At 55.0% G+C, this 22,282-nt stretch carries 18 protein-coding genes; 12 read left to right on the forward strand and 6 right to left on the reverse strand.

The window, feature by feature from the left end:
* Positions 1-331: 331 nt before the first annotated feature.
* Both OGY10_RS08445 and OGY10_RS08450 read left to right on the forward strand, forming a co-directional pair.
* On the forward strand, positions 332-1,162 hold the full coding sequence (locus OGY10_RS08445) for a transketolase (protein WP_003831177.1): 831 nt from the start codon (positions 332-334) through the stop codon (positions 1,160-1,162).
* On the forward strand, positions 1,155-2,090 hold the full coding sequence (locus OGY10_RS08450; protein WP_008784049.1) for a transketolase family protein: 936 nt from the start codon (positions 1,155-1,157) through the stop codon (positions 2,088-2,090). The genes OGY10_RS08445 and OGY10_RS08450 overlap by 8 nt, the downstream gene beginning before the upstream one ends.
* Before the next feature lie 3 nt (positions 2,091-2,093).
* Here the strand turns inward: OGY10_RS08450 and entD are convergent, their stop codons facing one another.
* Positions 2,094-2,717 carry an enterobactin synthase subunit EntD gene (gene entD, locus OGY10_RS08455; RefSeq protein ID WP_008784050.1) on the reverse strand — a complete coding sequence of 208 codons (624 nt, stop codon included), beginning with the start codon at positions 2,715-2,717 and terminating at the stop codon, positions 2,094-2,096.
* A gap of 50 nt (positions 2,718-2,767) precedes the next feature.
* Entirely contained in the window at positions 2,768-5,062 is a 2,295-nt protein-coding gene (locus OGY10_RS08460) for a TonB-dependent siderophore receptor (RefSeq protein WP_191226286.1), read from the reverse strand.
* Positions 5,063-5,315: 253 nt separating this feature from the next.
* Between OGY10_RS08460 and fes the strand changes: the two genes are divergently transcribed.
* The 4 genes from fes (at position 5,316) to wzz(fepE) (ending at position 12,031) form a co-directional block, all read left to right on the forward strand.
* A complete protein-coding gene (gene fes / locus OGY10_RS08465) occupies positions 5,316-6,533 on the forward strand; it encodes an enterochelin esterase (protein ID WP_191226285.1) in 1,218 nt (405 codons plus the stop codon).
* Between the two features lie 30 nt (positions 6,534-6,563).
* Positions 6,564-6,782 carry an MbtH family protein gene (locus OGY10_RS08470; protein ID WP_032941816.1) on the forward strand — a complete coding sequence of 73 codons (219 nt, stop codon included), beginning with the start codon at positions 6,564-6,566 and terminating at the stop codon, positions 6,780-6,782.
* A complete protein-coding gene (gene entF, locus OGY10_RS08475) occupies positions 6,779-10,669 on the forward strand; it encodes an enterobactin non-ribosomal peptide synthetase EntF (RefSeq protein WP_191226284.1) in 3,891 nt (1,296 codons plus the stop codon). Before OGY10_RS08470 ends, entF begins: the two co-directional genes overlap by 4 nt.
* Before the next feature lie 228 nt (positions 10,670-10,897).
* Entirely contained in the window at positions 10,898-12,031 is a 1,134-nt protein-coding gene (gene wzz(fepE) / locus OGY10_RS08480; protein WP_153686930.1) for an LPS O-antigen length regulator Wzz(fepE), read from the forward strand.
* Between the two features lie 46 nt (positions 12,032-12,077).
* Here wzz(fepE) and fepC read toward each other — a convergent pair whose 3' ends face one another.
* Genes fepC through fepD form a run of 3 tightly spaced genes read right to left on the reverse strand, consistent with a single transcriptional unit; the run spans position 12,078 to position 14,868 of the window.
* Positions 12,078-12,875, reverse strand: coding sequence for an iron-enterobactin ABC transporter ATP-binding protein (fepC, locus tag OGY10_RS08485; RefSeq protein WP_100272788.1), 798 nt, complete (start codon positions 12,873-12,875; stop codon positions 12,078-12,080).
* Positions 12,872-13,864, reverse strand: coding sequence for an iron-enterobactin ABC transporter permease (gene fepG, locus OGY10_RS08490; RefSeq protein WP_191226283.1), 993 nt, complete (start codon positions 13,862-13,864; stop codon positions 12,872-12,874). Before fepG ends, fepC begins: the two co-directional genes overlap by 4 nt.
* A complete protein-coding gene (gene fepD, locus OGY10_RS08495; protein WP_003831192.1) occupies positions 13,861-14,868 on the reverse strand; it encodes a Fe(3+)-siderophore ABC transporter permease in 1,008 nt (335 codons plus the stop codon). The genes fepG and fepD overlap by 4 nt, the downstream gene beginning before the upstream one ends.
* A gap of 109 nt (positions 14,869-14,977) precedes the next feature.
* Between fepD and entS the strand changes: the two genes are divergently transcribed.
* The gene (entS, locus tag OGY10_RS08500; protein ID WP_286576628.1) at positions 14,978-16,213 is read left to right on the forward strand and encodes an enterobactin transporter EntS; all 1,236 of its coding nucleotides are present in this window, start codon (positions 14,978-14,980) and stop codon (positions 16,211-16,213) included.
* A 60-nt stretch (positions 16,214-16,273) separates the two neighbouring features.
* Here entS and fepB read toward each other — a convergent pair whose 3' ends face one another.
* The gene (gene fepB, locus OGY10_RS08505; protein WP_191226281.1) at positions 16,274-17,230 is read right to left on the reverse strand and encodes a Fe2+-enterobactin ABC transporter substrate-binding protein; all 957 of its coding nucleotides are present in this window, start codon (positions 17,228-17,230) and stop codon (positions 16,274-16,276) included.
* Positions 17,231-17,417: 187 nt separating this feature from the next.
* Here fepB and entC point away from each other — a divergent pair, with 187 nt between their 5' ends.
* Genes entC through entH form a run of 5 tightly spaced genes read left to right on the forward strand, consistent with a single transcriptional unit; the run spans position 17,418 to position 22,279 of the window.
* Positions 17,418-18,593, forward strand: coding sequence for an isochorismate synthase EntC (entC, locus tag OGY10_RS08510; RefSeq protein WP_057066466.1), 1,176 nt, complete (start codon positions 17,418-17,420; stop codon positions 18,591-18,593).
* A 33-nt stretch (positions 18,594-18,626) separates the two neighbouring features.
* Complete coding sequence (gene entE, locus OGY10_RS08515; protein WP_191226280.1) at positions 18,627-20,237, forward strand: (2,3-dihydroxybenzoyl)adenylate synthase EntE; 1,611 nt, start codon at positions 18,627-18,629, stop codon at positions 20,235-20,237.
* Between the two features lie 13 nt (positions 20,238-20,250).
* Positions 20,251-21,108 carry an isochorismatase gene (locus OGY10_RS08520; RefSeq protein WP_003831197.1) on the forward strand — a complete coding sequence of 286 codons (858 nt, stop codon included), beginning with the start codon at positions 20,251-20,253 and terminating at the stop codon, positions 21,106-21,108.
* The gene (entA, locus tag OGY10_RS08525; RefSeq protein ID WP_032942661.1) at positions 21,108-21,863 is read left to right on the forward strand and encodes a 2,3-dihydro-2,3-dihydroxybenzoate dehydrogenase EntA; all 756 of its coding nucleotides are present in this window, start codon (positions 21,108-21,110) and stop codon (positions 21,861-21,863) included. Before OGY10_RS08520 ends, entA begins: the two co-directional genes overlap by 1 nt.
* Before the next feature lie 2 nt (positions 21,864-21,865).
* Positions 21,866-22,279 carry a proofreading thioesterase EntH gene (gene entH, locus OGY10_RS08530; protein ID WP_032944336.1) on the forward strand — a complete coding sequence of 138 codons (414 nt, stop codon included), beginning with the start codon at positions 21,866-21,868 and terminating at the stop codon, positions 22,277-22,279.
* Positions 22,280-22,282 lie beyond the last annotated feature (3 nt).

The raw sequence follows: 22,282 nt of genomic DNA on the forward strand, positions 1-22,282 counted from the left end.
CATTATCTTAATGCGTTTTATCATACGCGAAAATTGAAGACAGGTAAGTGTGATAAAGCTCTAACTTTAACCAATCCTCCAAAACAGCTATGGACAAATACGAAAATTAGGTTGCATAATTGAATAAAGAATCATTTGTGAATATATATTCATGGTGGTTACAGGTCAACTTATTATTACCAGCGTCAGTGTGGTCGCGGTAAGGAGGCAGAATGTTCCTGAGTATGATACAACGGCGTAAGCCTGAAGATGTGACGTATGGGAAATTCTGGTTTTTTTAGTCCCATGCGGAATAAATATTCCATATTGAAAATAAATTCAGAGGTGCTAAATGAATCCCTGGAACTATGATATCCAGACTCTTGAGCGCAAAGCGCGGGCGGTTCGCCGTCACATCGTTAGATTAAATGCTAACAGCCCTGCGGGTGGGCATACTGGTGCGGACTTGTCTCAAGTTGAGCTGTTGACGGCACTCTATTTTCGTATACTCAATGTCGCTCCGGAGCGTATCGCTGATGAGGCTCGGGATATCTACATCCAGTCTAAAGGTCACGCGGTAGGCTGTTACTACTGCGTTCTGGCGGAGGCGGGTTTTTTTCCCGTTGACTGGCTGGAAACCTATCAACATGCCAATTCCCATCTTCCCGGACACCCGGTGCGCCAGAAAACGCCGGGTATTGAGCTGAATACCGGTGCTCTGGGCCACGGTTTACCTGTTGCGGTGGGACTGGCTCTGGCTGCGAAGAAAAGTAACAGTTCACGCCGCATCTTTTTAATCACAGGCGATGGCGAACTGGCCGAAGGAAGTAACTGGGAAGCGGCGCTGGCTGCTGCTCATTATGGCCTCGATAACCTGATCATTATTAATGACAAGAACAATCTTCAATTAGCCGGACCGACTCGCGAAATCATGAATACCGATCCGCTTGCCGCAAAATGGCAGGCATTTGGTATGACGGTGACTGAGTGTCAGGGGAATGATATGGCGTCGGTTGTCGCCACGCTGGAAGGACTTAAGCAGGATGGCAAACCTAACGTCATCATTGCCAATACCACGAAAGGCGCGGGTATATCTTTTATCCAGGGGCGCCCTGAATGGCACCATCGGGTGCCAAAAGGTGAAGAGATCGAACTGGCTCTGGAGGAATTAAAAGATGAGTAATGCAGAACACCTCGCGAACGTCATGGTTCAGGCGTTCATTGATGCAGTGGAACAAGGTGTTGACCTGGTGCCGGTCGTAGCGGACTCGACATCAACCGCGAAAATTGCTCCTTTTATAAAGCAGTTTCCCGGTCGCCTGGTCAACGTAGGTATTGCCGAACAAAGCATGGTTGGAACGGCGGCAGGACTTGCACTTGGCGGTAAGGTCGCCGTCACCTGTAACGCTGCGCCATTTCTTATCTCCCGTGCCAATGAGCAAATTAAAGTTGATGTTTGCTACAACAATACCAATGTGAAGCTATTCGGTCTTAATGCCGGTGCCAGCTATGGCCCGCTGGCGAGCACTCACCATTCGATCGATGATATTGCCATTATGCGAGGCTTCGGCAATATCCAGATTTTCGCCCCATCTTCGCCACGAGAGTGCCGACAGATTATCGATTATGCGATTGGTTATCAGGGACCGGTATATATTCGTCTTGATGGAAAAGCACTGCCGGAACTTCATGACGAGAGTTACCGTTTTGTTCCGGGGGCGGTGTTGACGCTGCGTGAAGGGGAGCATGTGGCGCTGGTGGCAACGGGCTCGACAGTTCATGAAATTGTTGATGCCGCTGCGCTGTTGGCTGATGCCGGTATTCAGGCGAAGGTGGTCAGTGTACCTTCAATTCGACCATGTGATACCAAAGCCCTGTTGTCAGCACTACAGGGCAGCAAAGCGGTGATTACCGTAGAAGAGCACAACATTAATGGTGGATTGGGAAGCCTGGTGGCAGAAGTGCTGGCTGAGGGCGGAGTCGGGGCGGTGTTAAAGCGTTTAGGCATTCCGGATGGAGAGTATGCAGCGGCAGCGGATCGTGGCTGGCTACGCCAGCATCATGGTTTTGACGCCGCAGCTATCGCTGCTCAGGCGCGAGAACTGCTGTGACGTTCACACTGTTGCCAGTGTGATTACATCATTGCCCGAGAACCGCCATTGCACGCGATACGTTTGGTGGTGCGCGCGGAGGATCATCTGGTTATGCTGTAACACCACGATTTGATATTGCGTAAACCCGGCGTCTGCTTGTCTTGATGTCCGGGTTGCTTTAAAAGCGCTCTCTTTGGCGGAAAACGCCAGGGTGAGCGCCTGTTCAATAGACAAGCCGCTGTTTGCCAACAATTCTTTCTCAGCATGAGTGACAATGCTACTTGCCAGTTCGGTTGCCGTTTGTGGCGTAAAAATGGCTTCTATGTCAATACCCACCGGCTGTCTTGATACCACCGCCAGCGCAGTTGATGCGCTATGGCTGATACTGCCAAACAGCCCCTGCGGCCATACCGGTTGGCGTTGTGTACCGATGCCGGGTACCGTTTTAAGGCCAAATTCGCGCAAAGCGTGTACTGCGGCGATCCGCCCTGCTAAGTGTTCAGCTTTACGCTTGCGTCCGCTGGACAGAAGCTGCGCGTGGTGGGGGAGCCAGAGCAGATCGTGGTCATGGCAGCTGGCGGGATCAAACTCGACAAAATGCAGCGCGTGGTCGGCGAAGGGAAGCGATGTGTGTGTTGTACGCATGGTTGTGTATCGTTTCCCTCTCCCCGTCGCGAGGAGAGGGAACAACGCTATCAGAAGTGGGTGTTAACGCTCATATACCACGTACGACCCGGCTCGTTATAGGTGTACGCGCCAGCGCCCGCCATATAGTCGCCAGTTTTGATATCGCTGGTGGTTTGGGCATTACCTTCACGCCACAGACGTTTGTCGAAGACGTTATCCACGCCGCCGGTCAGGCTGACGTTTTTCGTCACATCCCAGGTTGCGCTCAGGCCGACGATGCTGTACGGACTCACTTCCTGGGCTGAACTGCCGGTTACTGGTTTACCCTGGTAATCATATTTCTTCGGCTGTTGTTTGCCGTACCAGGTAAAGGTGGATTGCAGTGACAAATCTTCACGCGCCTGCCAGCTCAGCGTTGAGTTCAGCGTGTATTCAGGAATAATCGACAAGCGTTCGCCGGTCTCTTTATTCTTACTTTGCAGCATGTAAGTGATGTTGTTGGTCCAGGTAACGGTTTCGCTAACCGGTACGTTCAACGTCCCTTCCAGGCCTTCCACCACAGCTTTAGGTACGTTTTCCCACTGATAGATATCGGTGTAGGTTGTTGTTTCTTTACCCGTAGTCGGGTTTTTCTGGGTAATTGACGTTCTGCTTAGCGGTACAGTCCCCGCTTCGATCTTGTTACGGTAATCGTTGCGGAACCAGGTTACGCCGGCCAGCCAACCGTCACGTTTGAACTCCAGACCAATCTCTTTGTTGATACTGGTTTCGGCCTTCAGGTCATCGTTGCCCATCATGTAGCAACCAATGCCCGTCGCAGATCCGGTGGCATAGCAGCCCTGGCCTTTGCTGTACAGAATATAGTTCGGGTTAGTCTGGTACAGGCTAGGTGCTTTATAGGCCCGTGCGATACCCATTTTCAGCGTAAAGTCGTCGCCCAGACCTTGGGACAGGTTCAGGGACGGGCTCCAGTTGTCGCCAACGACGCTGTGGTGGTCGAAGCGCAGACCCGGCGTCAACATGGTGCTGTCGGTCAGCTCCATGTTATTTTCAGCAAACAGGGAGAAAATTTCAGCCTGTGAATATGGGCTACGATCGGTGCTGCTGGCACCAGGTATGTTCCCGCCCATAAAGGTCTGGGTATTGGAACTCATGTCTTTCATTCGCTGCTGGTTCCATTCGGTACCGAGCGTCAGGTTCTGGTTAACTAACAGGTCGAATGGAATGCTAATTTCGCTGTGCAGGGTGACATCCGCCAGGTCAGTGTCGGTAAATTGATTACTGTTAAATAACCCTTCAAGGCCACCTGCCAGACCTTCACCCAAACGGGAGTTACGGGTGTGTTCGTATTGCGCCCAGTTGCTGGTGGTAATGCCGTTGTCCCAGCCGCCGTTCCACGTCAGCGCATAGTTCTGGCGGTACATACGGTTGGTTTCTTTACCGTAGTATCTTTTTACCAGCCCGTTAGTTTTGTTATCGTTGTTGGTGTTTTGAGTGTCACCCGCATACAGGTTGCCCTGACGGCTGTAGCCAGCTTCAAACTCCAGCGATTGCATTGGGGCAAAATCCCAACGCAGCAGGCCGTTGATATCTTTGTTTTTTACCCCTTCACGACCCGCAGGCATCGTATCGGCATATGACCCTGTACGTGCTGACTGGTGACCGTCGTTAATGTCCCAGGCATCGGCCTGGGTTTTGTCGAGGTTACCGTTCAGGCGGAAGCTGAAATCTCCGCCCAGCGGTCCATTCAGACTAAAGTTGGTACGCTTGGTTGAACCTTCCTCTTTGTGTTCCGGGGCGTTGAAATAGGTATTCCAGGAACCATGCCACTCATCGCCGCCTTTCTTGGTGATGATGTTCACCACACCGCCAGCTGCGCCATTGCCATAGCGTGCTGCGGCAGGACCGCGCAGCACTTCAATACGTTCAATCATTTCCGGAGCAACCCAGGCGGTATCGCCGCGGGTATCACGCTCGCCGCGCCAGCCCTGGCGTACGGAGTTACGGCTGGTAACCGGTTTACCGTCGATCAAAATCAGGGTGTTTTCTGGCCCCATGCCGCGAATATCGATCTGACGGTTGTTGCCGCGCTGTCCGCTGGTTGAGTTACCGGTCAGGTTAACGCCAGGCATGGTACGGATGATTTCCGACACATCGCGAGCGGGAGGATTCTTACGAATTTCATCAGCGGTAATGGTTGATACGCCCGGTGCCTGCAGGTTCTGCTGGGCGGCGGTAACGACGATGGTGTCTTCATGAGAGACAGCGACGCTATCGGTTTGATCTTCTGCCATTGCTGGCAGGGCTACCCCGTAAATCCCTAAATTGACCAATAAGGCCAGTGAATGAATCTTGTTGTTCATTGTATGTCCTGCTGTTCTTTTAGCCACGAGTACCAATGTGCCGTGGTGCGGCATTTGGCCTGATGTCGCCCGCATCTGCGTAAACTATCCATTCCAGAAAAAGTACGCAGCGCCAGGTCGGTTTATAAGTGGTGAAAAACTGTACGCGCTTCCCACAGCGCGACAATACGCTATTGCAAATGCAAATAGTTATCAATAATATTATCAATATATTTCACGCTAGATCATAAAATTTCACAATAAACATGGGGTTATGGTTGTGACGACGTTAAAGATGGGAAGCGAGGCGTGGTGGCAGTCAAAAAAAGGCCCGGAGTGGGAGCGTGAAGACAACGGAAATTATCGGGTAACCTTCTGGTGGCGTGACCCGCAGGGAACGGAGAAAGAGTCAGCCATTCATCACGTTTGGGTTTATATCACCGGCGTCACCGACCACCATCAAAATGCTACCCCTCAGTCGATGCGACGCATTGATGGAACAAATGTTTGGTGCTGGAGTGTTTCCCTCAGCGCCAACTGGCGTGGCAGTTACTGTTTTATCCCAACAGAGCGCAACGATATCTTTTCCTCGCTTGTGGCAGGCGAAGCGCCTGACCGAAACGTGCTGCGTGAAGGCTGGCGGCAATTGCTGCCACAGGCCATTGCCGATCCCCTTAATCCGCAGAGCTGGCGGGGCGGTCGTGGCCACGCGGTGTCTGCGCTGGAAATGCCGGAGGCACCCGTACAGCCAGGATGGGATCGACCTGAAAACCCAGATTCACCCGCAGTTTGCCTGCAATGGCATAGCGCCAGGCTCGGCAATACGCGTCGCGTATGGGTGTTTACCACCGGTGATGCTCAACCCGAAACGCGTCCGTTGGCTATCCTGCTGGATGGGCAGTTTTGGGCACAGAGTATGCCGGTCTGGCCTGCGTTGACTTCACTCACGCATCGCGGACACCTTCCTTCTGCCGTTTATCTCCTGATTGATGCCATTGATACGGCTCACCGCAGCCATGAGCTACCGTGTAATGCGGATTTTTGGTTGGCGGTGCAGGAGGAGTTATTACCACTGGTGAAGACAACGACCGCGTTTAGTGACGATCCGCAGCGCACCGTGGTGGCTGGGCAAAGTTTTGGCGGGTTGTCATCGCTGTATGCTGGACTGAACTGGCCCGCGCGCTTTGGCTGTGTGCTTAGCCAGTCGGGCTCTTACTGGTGGCCGCATCGTGGTGGTCATCAGGACGGGGCGATCGTCGAGCAACTGAAAAGCGGGAAGGTGAGTGCTCAGGGGCTGCGTATTGTCCTGGAAGCGGGGATCCGCGAGCCCATTATTTATCGCGCTAATCAGGCGCTATATGCCCAGTTACCTTCTGCACCACAGTCTATTTTCTGGCGTCAGGTTGATGGCGGACACGATGCGCTTTGCTGGCGCGGCGGTCTGATGCAAGGGCTAATGACGCTCTGGCAACCGCTTACCGACACGATTTAACCGGACGATGTTCCACGACAGGAGTTGAGTATGGAATTCAGTAACCCCTTCGATAATCCGCAGGGCCAGTTTTACATTCTGCAAAATCCCCAGCGTCAGTTTAGCCTTTGGCCGCAGCAGTGCTCGCTTCCTGCTGGCTGGCAAATTGCTTGCGAACCCCAATCCCAGGAAGCCTGCCAACAATGGCTGGAAGCAAACTGGACCACGCTTACGACCGCGAACTACGTCGATGTGCAGGAGGCTCCATGACTCAGCGTTTACCGTTAGTGGCGGCTCAGCCGGGGATCTGGATGGCGGAAAAACTCTCCACATTGCCCTCGGCGTGGAGCGTGGCGCACTACGTAGAGTTAACTGGCGAACTGGACGCGTCGTTGCTGGCGAAAGCCGTTGTGGCGGGCCTGGAGCAGGCCGATACCCTGCGGATGCGGTTTAGCGAAGATAACGGTGAGATCTGGCAATGGGTGGATTCTGCGCTCGCCTTTGCGCAACCTGAAATTATCGACCTGCGCGCAAAATCAAATCCACATGAGGCGGCGCGTGCGTTGATGCAGGCAGACCTGCAGCAGGACATACGTGCTGATGGCAATAAACCGCTGGTTTTTCACCTGCTTATACAGGTGGGAGAAAAGCGTTGGTATTGGTATCAGCGTTACCATCATTTGCTGGTCGATGGCTTCAGTTTTCCGGCCATTACCCGCCAGATAGCCGCAATTTATCGCGCATGGCTACACGGCGAGCCTACGCCAGACTCGCCTTTTACGCCGTTCGACGAGGTGGTGGAAGAGTATCAACAGTACCGTCAAAGCGATGCCTGGCAACGCGACGGCGCTTTCTGGAGCGAGCAGCGAAAGCAACTCCCGCCTCCTGCCTCGCTGTCGAACAATCCGTTGCCGGGACGATCGGCCAGCGCGGATATTATTCGTATGAAGTTAACCGCGCCTGAAGGGGCGTTTCGTCGGCTTGCGGCACGTATGCCTGACGTTCAGCGTGCGGATCTGGCCCTCGCGCTGGTGGCATTGTGGCTGGGACGTTTATGCAGCCGAATGGATTATGCCGCCGGGTTTATCTTTATGCGGCGCATGGGGTCGGCGGCGTTGACCTCCACAGGACCGGTTTTAAACGTACTGCCATTTGGTGTGAGGCTGGATGCGGCAGAAAGCTTGCCTGCGCTTGCACAACGACTGGCCGGACAGTTGAAGAAAATGCGTCGGCATCAACGTTATGATGCCGAACAAATCGTTCGCGACAGCGGGCGTGCAGCCGGTGCCGAGCCGCTGTTTGGCCCGGTGCTGAACGTGAAAATATTCGACTATCAGCTGAATATTCCCGGCGTTCAGGCGCAAACCCACACGTTGGCGACAGGGCCGGTGAACGATCTTGAACTGGCGTTATTCCCGGATGAAAACGGTGGGCTGAGTATTGAAATTCTGGCCAATAAACAGCGCTACGATGCAGAAACGCTGGCGCAGCATGCCTCGCGTTTAATCGGGCTTATCGAGCAGTTTGCCGACAATCCGGCGCTATGCTGCGGCGACGCCGGGATGCTGTTGCCAACAGAACATGAGCGGCTGGCGAAGATTAATCACACCACCGTGGAGATCCCGTCCACTACGCTGAGCGCGCTGGTGGTACAGCAGGCCGATAAAACGCCGGATGCCCCGGCGTTGGCCGATGCCCGCTATCAGTTTAGCTATCGCGAAATGCGCCAGCAGGTCGTGGCGCTGGCGAGCCTTTTGCGTGCACGCGGCGTCAAGCCTGGCGACAGCGTCGCCGTGGCATTACCGCGTTCCGTGTTCCTGACGCTGGCGCTGCACGGTATCGTTGAAGCCGGTGCAGCCTGGCTGCCGTTGGATACCGGATACCCGGACGATCGCCTGCGGATGATGCTCGAAGACGCGAAGCCAAAATTGTTGATCGCGACCGATGAGCAACTGGCGCGCTTTAGCGATATTCCCGGGCTGGAAAGTCTGTGCTATGACTCGCCCCTGCCAGCAGAAGATGCTGCTCCGCTGGCGCTATCTCAGCCCAATCATACTGCCTATATCATTTTTACTTCCGGTTCTACCGGTAGACCAAAAGGGGTGATGGTTGGGCAAACCGCCATCGTTAACCGTCTGCTGTGGATGCAAAATCACTATCCGCTGACCGCGGATGATGTGGTGGCGCAGAAAACACCGTGCAGTTTTGACGTCTCGGTATGGGAGTTTTTCTGGCCGTTTATTGCCGGGGCAAAGCTGGTAATGGCAGAGCCTGAGGCGCACCGCGATCCGCTGGCGATGCAGCAGTTCTTTGCCCGTTATGGGGTGACGACCACGCACTTTGTTCCCTCTATGTTGGCCGCTTTTGTCGCTTCACTGACGCCGGAAACCGCGCGGGAGAGTTGTGCCTCGCTGAAACGGGTATTTTGCAGCGGCGAAGCCTTGCCTGCAGATTTATGCCGTGAGTGGGAACGGTTAACTCATGCGCCACTGCACAATTTGTACGGACCAACGGAAGCGGCGGTTGATGTGAGCTGGTATCCGGCCTGGGGGGAAGACCTTGCTGCTGTAACCGGCAACAGCGTGCCGATTGGCTATCCGGTATGGAATACCGGTTTACGTATTCTGGATGCCATGATGCGCCCGGTGCCTTTCGGCGTGGCTGGTGACTTATATCTGACAGGGATCCAACTGGCGCAAGGTTATCTGGGCCGTCCGGATCTGACCGCAAGCCGCTTTATCGCCGATCCGTTTAACGCTGGCGAACGCATGTACCGTACCGGGGATGTGGCTCGCTGGCTGGAAAATGGCGCGGTGGAATACCTCGGGCGCAGCGATGACCAGCTTAAAATTCGCGGACAACGCATTGAGCTCGGCGAGATTGACCGGGTGATGCAGCAGTTGCCTGATGTCGAGCATGCCGTTGCCCACGCCTGCGTATTCAACCAGGCGGCGGCGACAGGCGGCGATGCGCGTCAACTGGTGGGGTATCTGGTGTCACAATCGGGTTTACCGCTGGATACGTCCGCGTTGCGGGAAAAGCTGCGTGAAAAACTGCCTGCGCATATGGTGCCGACGGTTTTGTTGCAGCTGGCGGAGCTACCGCTTAGCGCGAACGGTAAACTGGATCGTAAAGCGCTGCCGATGCCGCAGTTGACGTCGCGTACTTCCGGGCGCGCACCGCGAGCAGGGACTGAAACCACCATCGCGCAGTCTTTTGCGGCTTTGCTGGGTTGCGAGGTTAATGACGTGGCGGCAGACTTCTTTGCGCTTGGCGGACATTCGTTGCTGGCGATGAAGCTGGCGGCACAGTTGAGCCGGGTTTTTGAGCGTCAGGTGACGCCGGGGCAGATTATGGTGGCCTCTACCGTTGAACAACTGAGCGCTCTGTTGGAGAGCACTGATGATGAGCAGTCGCAACATATGGGATTTGAGGCACTGCTGCCGCTGCGTGAAAGTCACGGCCCAACGCTGTTCTGTTTCCATCCGGCGTCGGGTTTTGCCTGGCAGTTTAGCGTGCTGTCGCGATATCTCAGCCCGCAGTGGTCGATTATAGGTATTCAGTCGCCGCGCCCGGATGGCCCAATGCAGACGGCGGAAAATCTTGATGCGGTATGCGAACATCACCTGGCAACGTTGCTCAGTCAACAGCCTCACGGACCTTACTATTTATTAGGTTATTCGCTGGGCGGCACGCTGGCACAAGGGATCGCCGCGCGCTTACATGCCAGAGGAGAGACGGTTGCATTCCTCGGGCTGTTGGATACCTGGCCGCCAGAAACGCAAAACTGGCAAGAAAAAGAGGCTAATGGGTTGGATCCAGCGGTACTGGCGGAGATCGAGCGTGAACGCGAAGCGTTTCTGGCGGCGCAGCAGGGGAATGCGTCAGAGGCTTTATTTAACGCAATTGAAGGCAACTACGCCGATGCGGTTCGCCTGCTCACCACGGCACACAGCGTGCCGTTTGCAGGTCACGCCACGCTCTTTGTTGCTGAGCGCACGTTAGTACCGGGTGTCAGTCCTGAACGCAGCTGGTTACCGTGGATATCCAGTCTGGATGTTTACCGCCAGGACTGCGCGCATGTTGATATTATTTCCCCCACCGCGTTTGAGTCGATAGGGCCTGTGATAAATACACTGATTAATAAATCTGTGTAACAAGACGAATAATGCTATCGCGGTGATCGAACAGCTCCATAATGTAAATAATATGTTATGGATCTGTTTTTTTCATGTAATGCAAGGTGATGAAAGGGGTGAATAAATTCCGAATATAATTTTTGGTAGGGCGACAAGCACAAAGAGTGTTTCGGATAATTCTGACTAGCTGGTAGACTTCTCCCACAGGAATGTTTTTCTTTTAGGAAAGTTTTCAGGTCACGCAACATGTCATCATTAAATATAAAGCAAGATAACGTTTCGGAATTTACTGGGTATCCTCAGCCAACGGCAAACGCAAATGAAATCGATTTAGTGAATCTAATCGAAATCTTATGGCGCGCAAGAACGAAAATTATAGCGACCGTTTTCGCCTTTGCTTGTGTGGGTATTCTGGTCTCTTTTCTGCTGCCACAAAAATGGACCAGTCAGGCCATCGTGACGCCGGCGGAAGCGGTTCAATGGCAGGGATTAGAGAATACGCTGACCAAATTGCGCGTGCTGGATATGGATATTAGCGTTAGCCGTGGTGATGTGTTTAACCTGTTTATCAAAAAATTCCAGTCGCCTTCATTGTTAGAAGAATATCTGCGCTCTTCGCCTTACGTAATGGATCAATTGAAAGGTGCTGATATCGACGAAATGGAGTTGCATCAGGCAATTGTCAGGCTCAGTGAGAAAATGAAAGCGGTTGATACTAACCTGGGTAAGAAGAACGAAACTTCGCTGTATACCGCATGGACGTTGAGCTTTACCGCACCTCAGGCCGAAGAAGCCCAGTCAGTGCTGAAGGGATATATCCAGTATATTTCTGCCCTTGTGGTGAAAGAAACGCTGGAAGATATTCGTAATAAGCTGTTCATCAAAACCAGCTATGAGAAAGAAAGACTGGAGATGGATCGCGTCAGGCTCAAAAACCAGTTGGAAGCAAATATCCAGCGACTGAACTATTCGCTGGAGATCGCCAATGCAGCCGGGATTAAAAAGCCGGTCTACAGTAATGGCCAGGCCGTGAAGGATGACCCCGATTTCTCTATTTCACTGGGTGCTGACGGCATCGAACGTAAATTAGAAATAGAAAAATCAGTGACCGATGTTGCTGAAATTAACGGTGAATTACGTAATCGCCAATATCACGTTGAGCAGCTGTTAGCGATGAATGTGGGTGACGTAACATTTACGCCGTTTAAATATCAACTTTCACCTTCGCTGCCGGTGAAAAAAGATGGTCCGGCTAAATCGATGATCGTTATTCTGGCCGCATTACTGGGGGGAATGGTGGCGTGTGGTGGTGTTCTGTTGAACCATGCCATGATGTCGCGTAAGCAAAAAATGACGTTTATTGATCAGCAACTGGTGTGATGAATTGTCGTATGGCGGCAAGCTGGCCGCCATACTGTAACGCGTGTTATTTGTTGCGTCCAAGCGGCACCACTAACGGCGTTCCGGCAACCGGATCGTCGATAATCATACAGCGCAGTCCATAGATTTTTTCAATAAGCTGCGCGGTGACGATCTCCTTCGGTGCACCCTCGGCAATAATTTTTCCGTCACGCAGCGCAATCAGATGCGTTGCATAGCGACAGGCCTGATTCAGGTCGTGCAAAACGGCGGCCAGCGTGTAACCTTTTTCCCGGTTTAGCTCACTCAGCAGTTCCAGCAGATCGATCTGATGACTGATATCCAGCCAGGTGGTGGGTTCATCGAGCAGCATAATCGACGTTTCCTGCGCCAGCACCATCGCAATCCATGCACGCTGACGTTGTCCGCCGGAAAGGGTATCCACACTTTGTGATGCCAGGTGGGTGATACCCGTCGCCTGCATGGCGTTTGAGACCGCAATTTCATCCTCTTGCCGCCAGCGGGTAAACAGCGGCTGGTGCGGGTAGCGTCCGCGGGCAACCAGCTCCTGTACCGTAATATCTCCCGGCGTGGTGGCGTTTTGCGCCAGCAAACCTATTCTGCGGGCGACTTCTTTGCTGGCATAGTGCTGAATATGCTCACCATCGAGCCAGACCTTGCCATGCGCGGGCGTCATCAGACGACTCAGCGTGCGCAGTAGGGTTGATTTCCCGCAGCCGTTTGGCCCGATAATCGCGGTGAAATGGCCGTCGGGAATCGACACATTGAGTTTTTCCGCCACGGTAAACTTGCCATAACCCAGCGTTAACTGGTCGCCACGCAAACGGGCTACTGATTCGATCATTTTTTGCGGGACTCCTGAATTAACAAGACGATAAGATAAATACCGCCGAGGCTTACGGTGACAACGCCCACCGGAAGCTGATAAGGCATAAACAGCTGTTGGGCGCATAAATCCGCCATCAGCAACAGCAACGCGCCGCACAGCGCCGACAGGGTTAATCCCCAGCGAGATGTACCGCTTATACGTCGCGCGATATGCGGCGCAACAAGAGCAATAAACGAGATAGGACCGGCCAGCGCGGTGGCGGCAGCGGTCAGTACTACCGCAACCAGCATCATCATTAGACGTGAACGCTCAACGCTGACGCCAAGCGCACAGGCGCTGTCATCACCCATTTCCAGTAAACGCATCCGGCGTACCAGCAGCGCGGCGCACACCAGCATGATGATAATCAGCGGGGCAGAAGGCCAGGTTTTGGCCCAGGTCAGGCCATTGAGCGATCCGGCGTTCCACAGCCCAGCCGTCAGCGCGGTTTCTAATGATGCTTTCAGCAGCAGCCAGGTGTTGAACGCCACCAGCATGGCGCGAATGCCGATACCAATAATAATCAGCCGGAAGGTGTCGATCCCATTGCGCCAGGCGAGTGCCCAGACCACCAGAGAAGTCAGGATCCCACCCAGCATGGCTGCCAGCGCGATAGCGGTGAGATGCTGTCCGAACAGCACCATTGCCACCAGCACACCGCTCCAGGCTCCGGTATTGAAACCCATCACATCCGGGCTGCCCAGCGGGTTACGCATCAGTGACTGAAATATTGCGCCGCTCACACCGAGAGCCGCGCCAATCAATAGCGCCATGAGCACGCGTGGCAAACGCCATTCGGTTACCACCAGCGTAATACTGCGCGGCGCATTGCCGAGCAAGGCGGCAAAAATTTGCTGGGTTTCCAGCGTAACAACGCCGCTACGCAGGCTCCACAAACCAATGACGAGACAACCTGCAACCAGCAGCAGGCTGCTGATTATCAGGCGGCGGGAGAGGTGCATCATGCGCCACCTCCGCGCGATTTACGGCGTACCAGAAAGATAAGCACCGGTGCACCGATAAACGCACTGACTACCGACACGCGCAGCTCGCCGGGGACAATCAGGCGACCGATTATATCGGCAATCAGTAACAGAGAAGGCGTTGCCAGTAGGGTTACGGGCAGTGACCAGCGGTGATCCGCCCCCACCAGCCAGCGCGCCATGTGCGGCATCATTAGGCCGATAAAGGCGATAGGACCAACAATCGCGGTCGCACTGCCGCACAGTACGGTAATAACCAGCAGGCCAATAAATTGCGTGCGAGCGACTTTACTGCCAAGCGCGGTAGCGGTGTCGCTGCCGAGACTCAGGCTATTCAGAGCGCGACTGAGAAACAGTGCGACAGCCGCGGCAATCAGTACCGGTACCAGCACAACTTTCAGCGTTTGCAGGCTGCGGATATCCAGTGAGCCGGCTTGCCAGAAACGCAGCTGATCGTAAACGTCCGGGTTGAGCAGGGCGATGCCGGTGGATAATCCTTCCAGCACCGCGCCCAGCGCGACGCCCGCCAGGGTCAGACGTACCGGGCTTAACTGCCCGCCGCCCTGACTACCGGTAAAAGCTACGATCAGCGATGCAGCCAGCGCACCGCAAAAGGCCATCAGCAGCTGTTCTTGCGCAGAGGAAAAGCCGAACAGCGCGGCCCCCAGCACAATAGCGAAGCTGGCGCCGGAGTTGACACCCAGAATGCCGGGATCGGCGAGAGGGTTACGCGTGAGCGTTTGCATTAGTGCGCCAGCCAGGCCCAGCGCACCACCGGCGAGCAGCCCCGCCAGAGTGCGCGGCAAGCGCGCGTCCAGCACGATGGTGCAATCAGCACTTTGACAACTGCCGGTGAGCGCATCCAGCACCACGGAGGCAGGTAGCGACTTGGCGCCAATAACCAGACTTAATACCGTGGTGAGAACAAGTAATAACAATAGTCCGGGCACGGCGAAGGCGCGTGTCGCGGAAACAGAGCATGACATATCAACTTCCCTGATAATGATAGTAATTATCGTTATCGATCTTATTTGGATATGTTAGCATGTGCAGCCATCGAATGGATATTGAAAAAGTACCTGGTAAGGCTCTGTAATGAATCGACAATCCTGGCTGCTCAATCTCAGCCTGTTAAAGACCCACCCAGCATTTCGCGCTGTCTTCCTCGCCCGTTTTATTTCCATTGTCTCTCTGGGGCTACTCGGCGTGGCGGTTCCGGTACAGATCCAGATGATGACCCAGTCGACCTGGCAGGTGGGTTTGTCGGTGACGTTGACCGGTAGCGCAATGTTTATTGGCCTGATGGTGGGCGGAGTGCTGGCCGACCGCTATGAGCGTAAAAAAGTGATCCTGCTGGCGCGTGGAACCTGTGGTATTGGCTTTATTGGCCTGTGTCTGAATGCGCTGCTGCCCGAACCGTCGTTGCTGGCGATTTATCTGCTTGGCTTATGGGATGGTTTCTTTGCCTCTCTGGGCGTGACCGCATTGCTGGCTGCGACGCCAGCGCTGGTTGGGCGCGAGAATTTGATGCAGGCCGGGGCGATTACCATGCTGACGGTGCGTCTGGGATCGGTAATTTCACCGATGCTTGGCGGGGTGCTGCTCGCGACTGGCGGCGTGGCCTGGAACTACGGACTGGCGGCGGCGGGAACCTTCATTACCTTACTACCGTTGCTGAGCCTTCCTGCGTTGCCGCCTCCGCCGCAGCCGCGCGAGCATCCGCTGAAATCGCTGCTGGCAGCATTTCGCTTTCTGCTTGCCAGCCCGCTGATTGGCGGCATTGCGCTGCTCGGTGGTCTGTTAACCATGGCGAGCGCCGTGCGTGTGCTGTATCCGGCGTTGGCGATTAACTGGCACATGTCGAGTGCGCAAATTGGCCTGTTGTATGCGGCTATTCCGCTGGGGGCAGCCGTGGGCGCATTGACAAGCGGACAACTGGCGTACAGCGTTCGCCCGGGACTGATTATGCTGGCATCGACCGTGGCTTCATTTCTGGCTATCGGCCTGTTTGGCTTGATGCCCGTCTGGCAGCTTGGTGTGGTTTGTCTGGCGCTGTTTGGCTGGTTGAGCGCGGTCAGCTCTTTGTTGCAGTACACTCTGTTACAGACGCAGACGCCGGAAGCGATGCTCGGGCGAATTAACGGTTTGTGGACGGCGCAAAACGTCACCGGCGATGCGATTGGCGCGGCGTTGTTAGGTGGTCTGGGCGCGATGATGACGCCGGTTGCTTCGGCAAGCGTGAGTGGATTTGGACTGGTGATTGTCGGTCTGTTACTGCTGCTGCTGTTGGGAGAAGTGCGCCGATTCCGGCAGGTCCCCGTGAATGCCTGATCGCGTTGTGCTCTACGGTTGTAGGCCGGATAAGGCGTTAGCCGCATCCGGCGCTGAACATTAAAACAGAGCCGACAGACGTTGCAGCAGCAGCGTGGCGCTGTAGTAGTCGAGACGGAAGGTTTCCGTACCCAGGGCGTAAACGCGTTTATTCTGCACGGCTGGCAGATGCGCCAGAAGCGGATTGGCGTAAATAGCGTCGACATCTTTGCTGTCGCCTGCAAACAGGAACAGCGCTTCGCCGTTCAGGCCTGCCGCCAGGTTCTCACCGCCAAGCTGGATGATATCGTGGCGTTTGCCCTGACTCTGGCTGGTGTGCAAGTTGGCAGGCAGCGTTGCCAGCGTGAACCCTAACTGCTCCATCAGCTTGCCTTGCGCTGACTCAGGCGTCCACAGGTTGGCGCTGTGCGCCGCGGCGGTATATACCAGCGCGCTGACCGGCTGTGGTGGCAGGGTAATATGTTGCTTAACCGCCTGAAGTTGCTTATCAAACTCGGCAATTCGCGCAGCTGCCTGTTGCTCCTGACCGGTAATTTCACCTAACTGGGTCAGCAGCGACTGCCAGCTTTTATCGTCGTAATTAATGATGAGCGTTGGCGCAATGGTGGACAGCTGATCGTAAAGCGCGAGGGCTGAATCGCCCCCAGTGGCGCTTATCAGAATCAGATCCGGCATTTGAGCTGCGACGGCCTCGGCGCTCGGTTCGCCGATATACAGGCGGCTCAGTTTGCGTTCTTTTGCTACTTCGCTCCACTGACGTAAAAAGCCCTGCGCATCGCCGATGCGATTGTTCGGCGTAGTGGCACCGCTGGCAATGACCGGGGCATCAATCGCCAGCAGCGAGCCGGTGAGGGTGACGCTGGTGGAGACAATTCGCTGTGGCTTATGCTCCAGTGTATGCGTGCCGCGACTGTCAGTAACCTGACGCGGCCAGTCGGCGGCGTGACCTGAAGAAATTCCTGAAAGAGATAAACCTGCCAGTAAGAGCACGGTGCAGCAAAAAGAGGGGAGACTCACGAATCGGCTTCCTGTTATCAGTATAAGTAATGCTTCTCATTTTCATTGTTAGCGAGCAAGGATGCAAGCCAAAGTCGCACATTGTGCTACCACAAGAGTTGACATACCGCCGCTTTACTTTTAGGTTAGCGACCAAAAATATAAATGATAATCATTATTAGAGCCTTTATCATTTTTGGAGGATGATATGGATACGTCACTGGCCGAGGAAAAAACGCAGACTATGCCGACGCTCGCTCCCGACAGTTTTTTCTTTATGTCGCCGTACCGTAGTTTTACGACGTCAGGATGCTTCGCCCGCTATGCGGAACCGGCAATTGATGGCGATTCGCCAGACAGCCCTTTCCAACAGAAAATGAACGCACTGTTTGCTGATGCCAAATCGCAGGGCATCGTGAACCCTGTCATGGTCGGGGCGATTCCCTTTGATACCCGCCAGCCATCATCGCTGTTTATTCCCCAATCATGGCAGAGCTTCTCTCGTACGGCGAAGCAGCAATCATCACGTTACTTTACCGCGCATCAGTCGCTGAACGTCGTTGAACGTAAATCGATCCCGGAACAGGACTTTTTTGAAGATATGGTCGCCCGGGCGGCAGCGCTGACGGCAACCCCGGAAGTCGACAAAGTGGTGTTGTCACGCCTGATCGATATCACCGCCGATGCCAACATTGACAGCGGTGCGCTGCTGGAGCGTCTGGTGGCGCAAAATCCAGCGAGCTACAACTTCCATGTACCGATTGAAGACGGCGGCGTATTGATTGGTGCCAGCCCGGAACTGCTACTGCGCAAAGAAGGCGATCGTTTTAGCTCACTGCCGCTGGCAGGCTCGGCACGTCGTCAGCCAGATGATGTGCTGGATCGCGAAGCAGGGATCCGCCTGCTGGCGTCTGAGAAGGACCGCCATGAGCACGAACTGGTGACTCAGGCGATGAAAACGGTATTGCGCGATCGCAGCCGTGAATTGCAACTGCCTTCTTCTCCGCAGCTGGTTACCACGCCGACGCTCTGGCACCTCGGCACGCCGTTTGAAGGTAAAGCCAACCCGCAGGAAAACGCCCTGACGCTGGCGTGCCTGCTGCATCCGACGCCTGCGCTAAGCGGCTTCCCACATCAGGTTGCGCGCAAGCTTATCGCCGAGCTGGAGCCGTTCGATCGTGAATTGTTCGGCGGTATTGTCGGCTGGTGTGATGCCGAAGGTAACGGTGAGTGGGTGGTGACGATCCGCTGTGCGAAGCTGCTGCGCAATCAGGTGCGTTTTTTTGCCGGAGCAGGAATTGTTCCAGCCTCTTCCCCGGTTGCGGAATGGCGTGAAACGGGGGCCAAGCTCTCCACGATGTTGAATGTTTTTGGACTGCATTAAGAGCCTTATTGACCAGGCTTCTGAGGAGCGATAATGAGTATTCCTTTCACCCGCTGGCCGGAGGAGTTTGCCCGCCGCTATCGTGAAAAAGGTTACTGGCAGGATTTGCCGCTGACCGACATTCTGACCCGTCACGCAGAAAGCGATCATACGGCGGTAATTGATGGTGAACGCCATCTGAGCTATCGCCAGCTAAATCAGGCCGCTGACAATCTCGCCTGCAGTTTGCGTTGCCAGGGGATCAAACCCGGCGAAACCGCGCTGGTGCAACTGGGCAATGTGGCTGAGCTGTATATCACCTTCTTTGCGCTGCTCAAGCTGGGCGTAGCTCCAGTGCTGGCGCTGTTCAGCCATCAGCGTAACGAACTCAACGCCTACGCCAAACAGATTGAGCCGGCACTGCTGATTGCCGATCGCCAGCATACGCTGTTTAGCGGCGACGATTTTCTTAACGCTTTTGTGGCCGAACACAATTCAGTGCGCGTGGTGTTACTGCGTAATGATGAAGGTGAACACAATCTGCAAACGGCGATAAACCAGCCTGCGACAGATTTTTCCGCCACGCCATCGCCTGCTGATGAGGTGGCGTACTTCCAGCTTTCTGGCGGGACGACCGGGACGCCAAAACTGATTCCTCGCACTCATAACGATTACTACTACAGCGTGCGTCGCAGCAATGAGATTTGCCGCTTCACCGGGGAAACGCGTTATTTATGCGCAATCCCGGCGGCGCATAACTACGCCATGAGTTCGCCAGGCGCGCTGGGCGTATTCCTGGCCGGTGGCACCGTGGTACTGGCGGCAGACCCGAGTGCCACGCTGTGTTTCCCGTTGATTGAACAGCATCAGGTTAACGTCACGGCGCTGGTGCCGCCTGCGGTGAGCCTGTGGTTGCAGGCGATTGCGGAGTGGGGCAGTAATGCGCAACTGGCTTCGCTGAAACTGCTACAGGTCGGTGGCGCAAGGCTTTCCGCCACGCTTGCGGCACGTATTCCGGCTGAGATTGGCTGCCAGTTGCAGCAGGTCTTCGGCATGGCGGAAGGGCTGGTTAACTATACCCGTCTGGACGACAGTCCTGAGCGCATCATCAATACCCAGGGGCGCCCGATGTGTCCCGATGATGAAGTCTGGGTAGCAGACGCTGACGGCAACCCTTTAGCCCAGGGAGAGACCGGACGCCTGATGACGCGTGGTCCGTACACCTTCCGCGGTTATTTCAAAAGTCCTGAGCATAATGCCAGCGCCTTTGACGCCAACGGCTTTTACTGTTCCGGCGATCTGATCGCTATCGATCCGGATGGTTACATCACCGTTCAGGGGCGTGAAAAGGATCAGATCAACCGCGGTGGGGAGAAAATCGCCGCTGAAGAGATTGAAAACCTGCTGCTGCGCCATCCAATGGTGATCCATGCCGCGCTGGTCAGTATGGAAGACGAACTGATGGGTGAGAAAAGCTGTGCCTGGCTGGTGGTGAAAGAGCCGCTGCGCGCGGTGCAGGTGCGCCGTTTTCTACGCGAACAGGGCATAGCGGAATTCAAATTACCCGATCGTGTTGAGTGCGTTGAGTCATTACCGCTGACTCCAGTGGGGAAGGTAGATAAAAAACAATTACGTCAGTGGCTGGCATCACGTTCACTGGCCTGAAGGAGAAATAGAAATGGCAATTCCTAAACTGCAGGCTTATGCGCTACCAACGGCGCTCGATGTTCCGGTGAACAAAGTCGACTGGGCATTTGACCCTGAACGCGCCGCGCTGCTGATCCACGACATGCAGGATTATTTTATCGGCTTTTGGGGCGATAACTGCCCGATGATGGAGCAGGTCGTCGCGAACATCGCCGCGCTGCGCCAGTACTGCAAAGAGCATAACATTCCGGTGTATTACACCGCTCAGCCGAAAGAACAGAGTGATGAAGACCGCGCTCTGCTCAATGATATGTGGGGACCGGGCCTGACGCGTTCCCCGGAACAACAAAAGATCGTTGAGGCGCTGGCGCCGGATGAAGCGGATACCATTCTGGTGAAATGGCGTTATAGCGCATTTCATCGTTCCCCGCTGGAACAGATGCTCAAGGAAACCGGGCGTAATCAACTGATCATTACCGGGGTGTATGCGCATATCGGCTGTATGACCACCGCAACGGACGCATTCATGCGTGACATCAAGCCATTTATGGTTGCCGATGCGCTGGCGGACTTTAGCCGTGACGAACACCTGATGTCGCTGAAATACGTGGCGGGACGTTCCGGGCGTGTGGTAATGACCCAGGAATTATTGCCGACACCGGTCCCGACCAGTAAAGATGCGTTGCGCAGCGTTATTCTGCCGTTGCTGGATGAGTCTGAAGAGCCGATGGATGACGAAAACCTGATCGACTACGGGCTGGATTCCGTGCGCATGATGGCGCTGGCGGCGCGCTGGCGTAAGGTTCATGGTGACATTGATTTCGTGATGCTGGCGAAAAAACCGACCATTGACGCATGGTGGGCGCTGCTCTCCCGCGAGGTGAAGTAATGGCTGGATTTGATTTTGCCGGGAAAACCGTCTGGGTAACCGGCGCGGGTAAAGGGATTGGCTACACCACGGCGTTGGCATTTGCGGAGGCTGGTGCTGAGGTGACAGGATTCGATCGCGAATTTCCTCAGGATAACTACCCGTTTGCGACCGAAGTGCTGGATGTGGCGAATGCCGGACAGGTAGCTGAAGTGTGCCAGCGTGTCCTCAAAGCGCGCGAGCGTTTAGATGTGTTGGTCAATGCCGCAGGTATTTTGCGTATGGGGGCCACCGATGCGCTGAGCGCTGAGGAGTGGCAGCAGACGTTTGCGGTTAACGTTGGTGGGGCGTTCAATCTGTTTCAGCAGACGATGGCGCAGTTTCGTCGCCAGCAGGGCGGGGCGATCGTGACCGTCGCGTCGGATGCGGCGCACACGCCGCGTATCGGCATGAGTGCTTACGGCGCGTCAAAAGCCGCGTTGAAAAGCCTGGCGCTGACCGTCGGACTTGAACTGGCGGGCAGCGGTGTGCGCTGTAATGTGGTGTCGCCAGGCTCGACCGACACCGATATGCAGCGCACGCTGTGGGTTAGCGATGACGCGGAGCAACAGCGCATTCGTGGATTTGGCGAGCAGTTTAAACTCGGGATTCCGCTGGGGAAAATCGCCCGGCCGCAAGAGATCACCAACACTATTTTATTCCTCGCTTCCGATCTGGCCAGCCACATTACGTTACAGGATATCGTGGTGGACGGCGGTTCCACACTGGGGGCATGACGATGATCTGGAAGCGTCATTTAACGCTGGATGAACTCAATGCCACCAGTCAGAACACGATGGTGGCGCATTTAGGCATGGTCTATACCCGGCTGGGTGATGATGTGCTGGAAGCCGAAATGCCGGTGGATAGCCGCACGCATCAGCCATTTGGCCTTCTGCACGGCGGCGCATCCGCGGCCCTGGCGGAAACGCTGGGTTCAATGGCGGGTTATCTGATGACCCGCGACGGGCAGTGTGTGGTGGGGACGGAACTCAACGCCACGCATCATCGGGCGGTATCGCAAGGGAAAGTGCGCGGTGTCTGCCAGCCGCTGCACCTCGGGCGTCAGAGCCAAAGCTGGGAAATCGTTATCTTTGATGAACAGGGACGACGCTGTTGCACCTGTCGTTTAGGCACTGCAGTGATGGGGTGAAGA

The sequence above is a fragment of the Citrobacter sp. Cpo148 genome (assembly GCF_030332375.1).
GTDB classification, from domain to species: Bacteria; Pseudomonadota; Gammaproteobacteria; order Enterobacterales; family Enterobacteriaceae; genus Citrobacter; species Citrobacter portucalensis.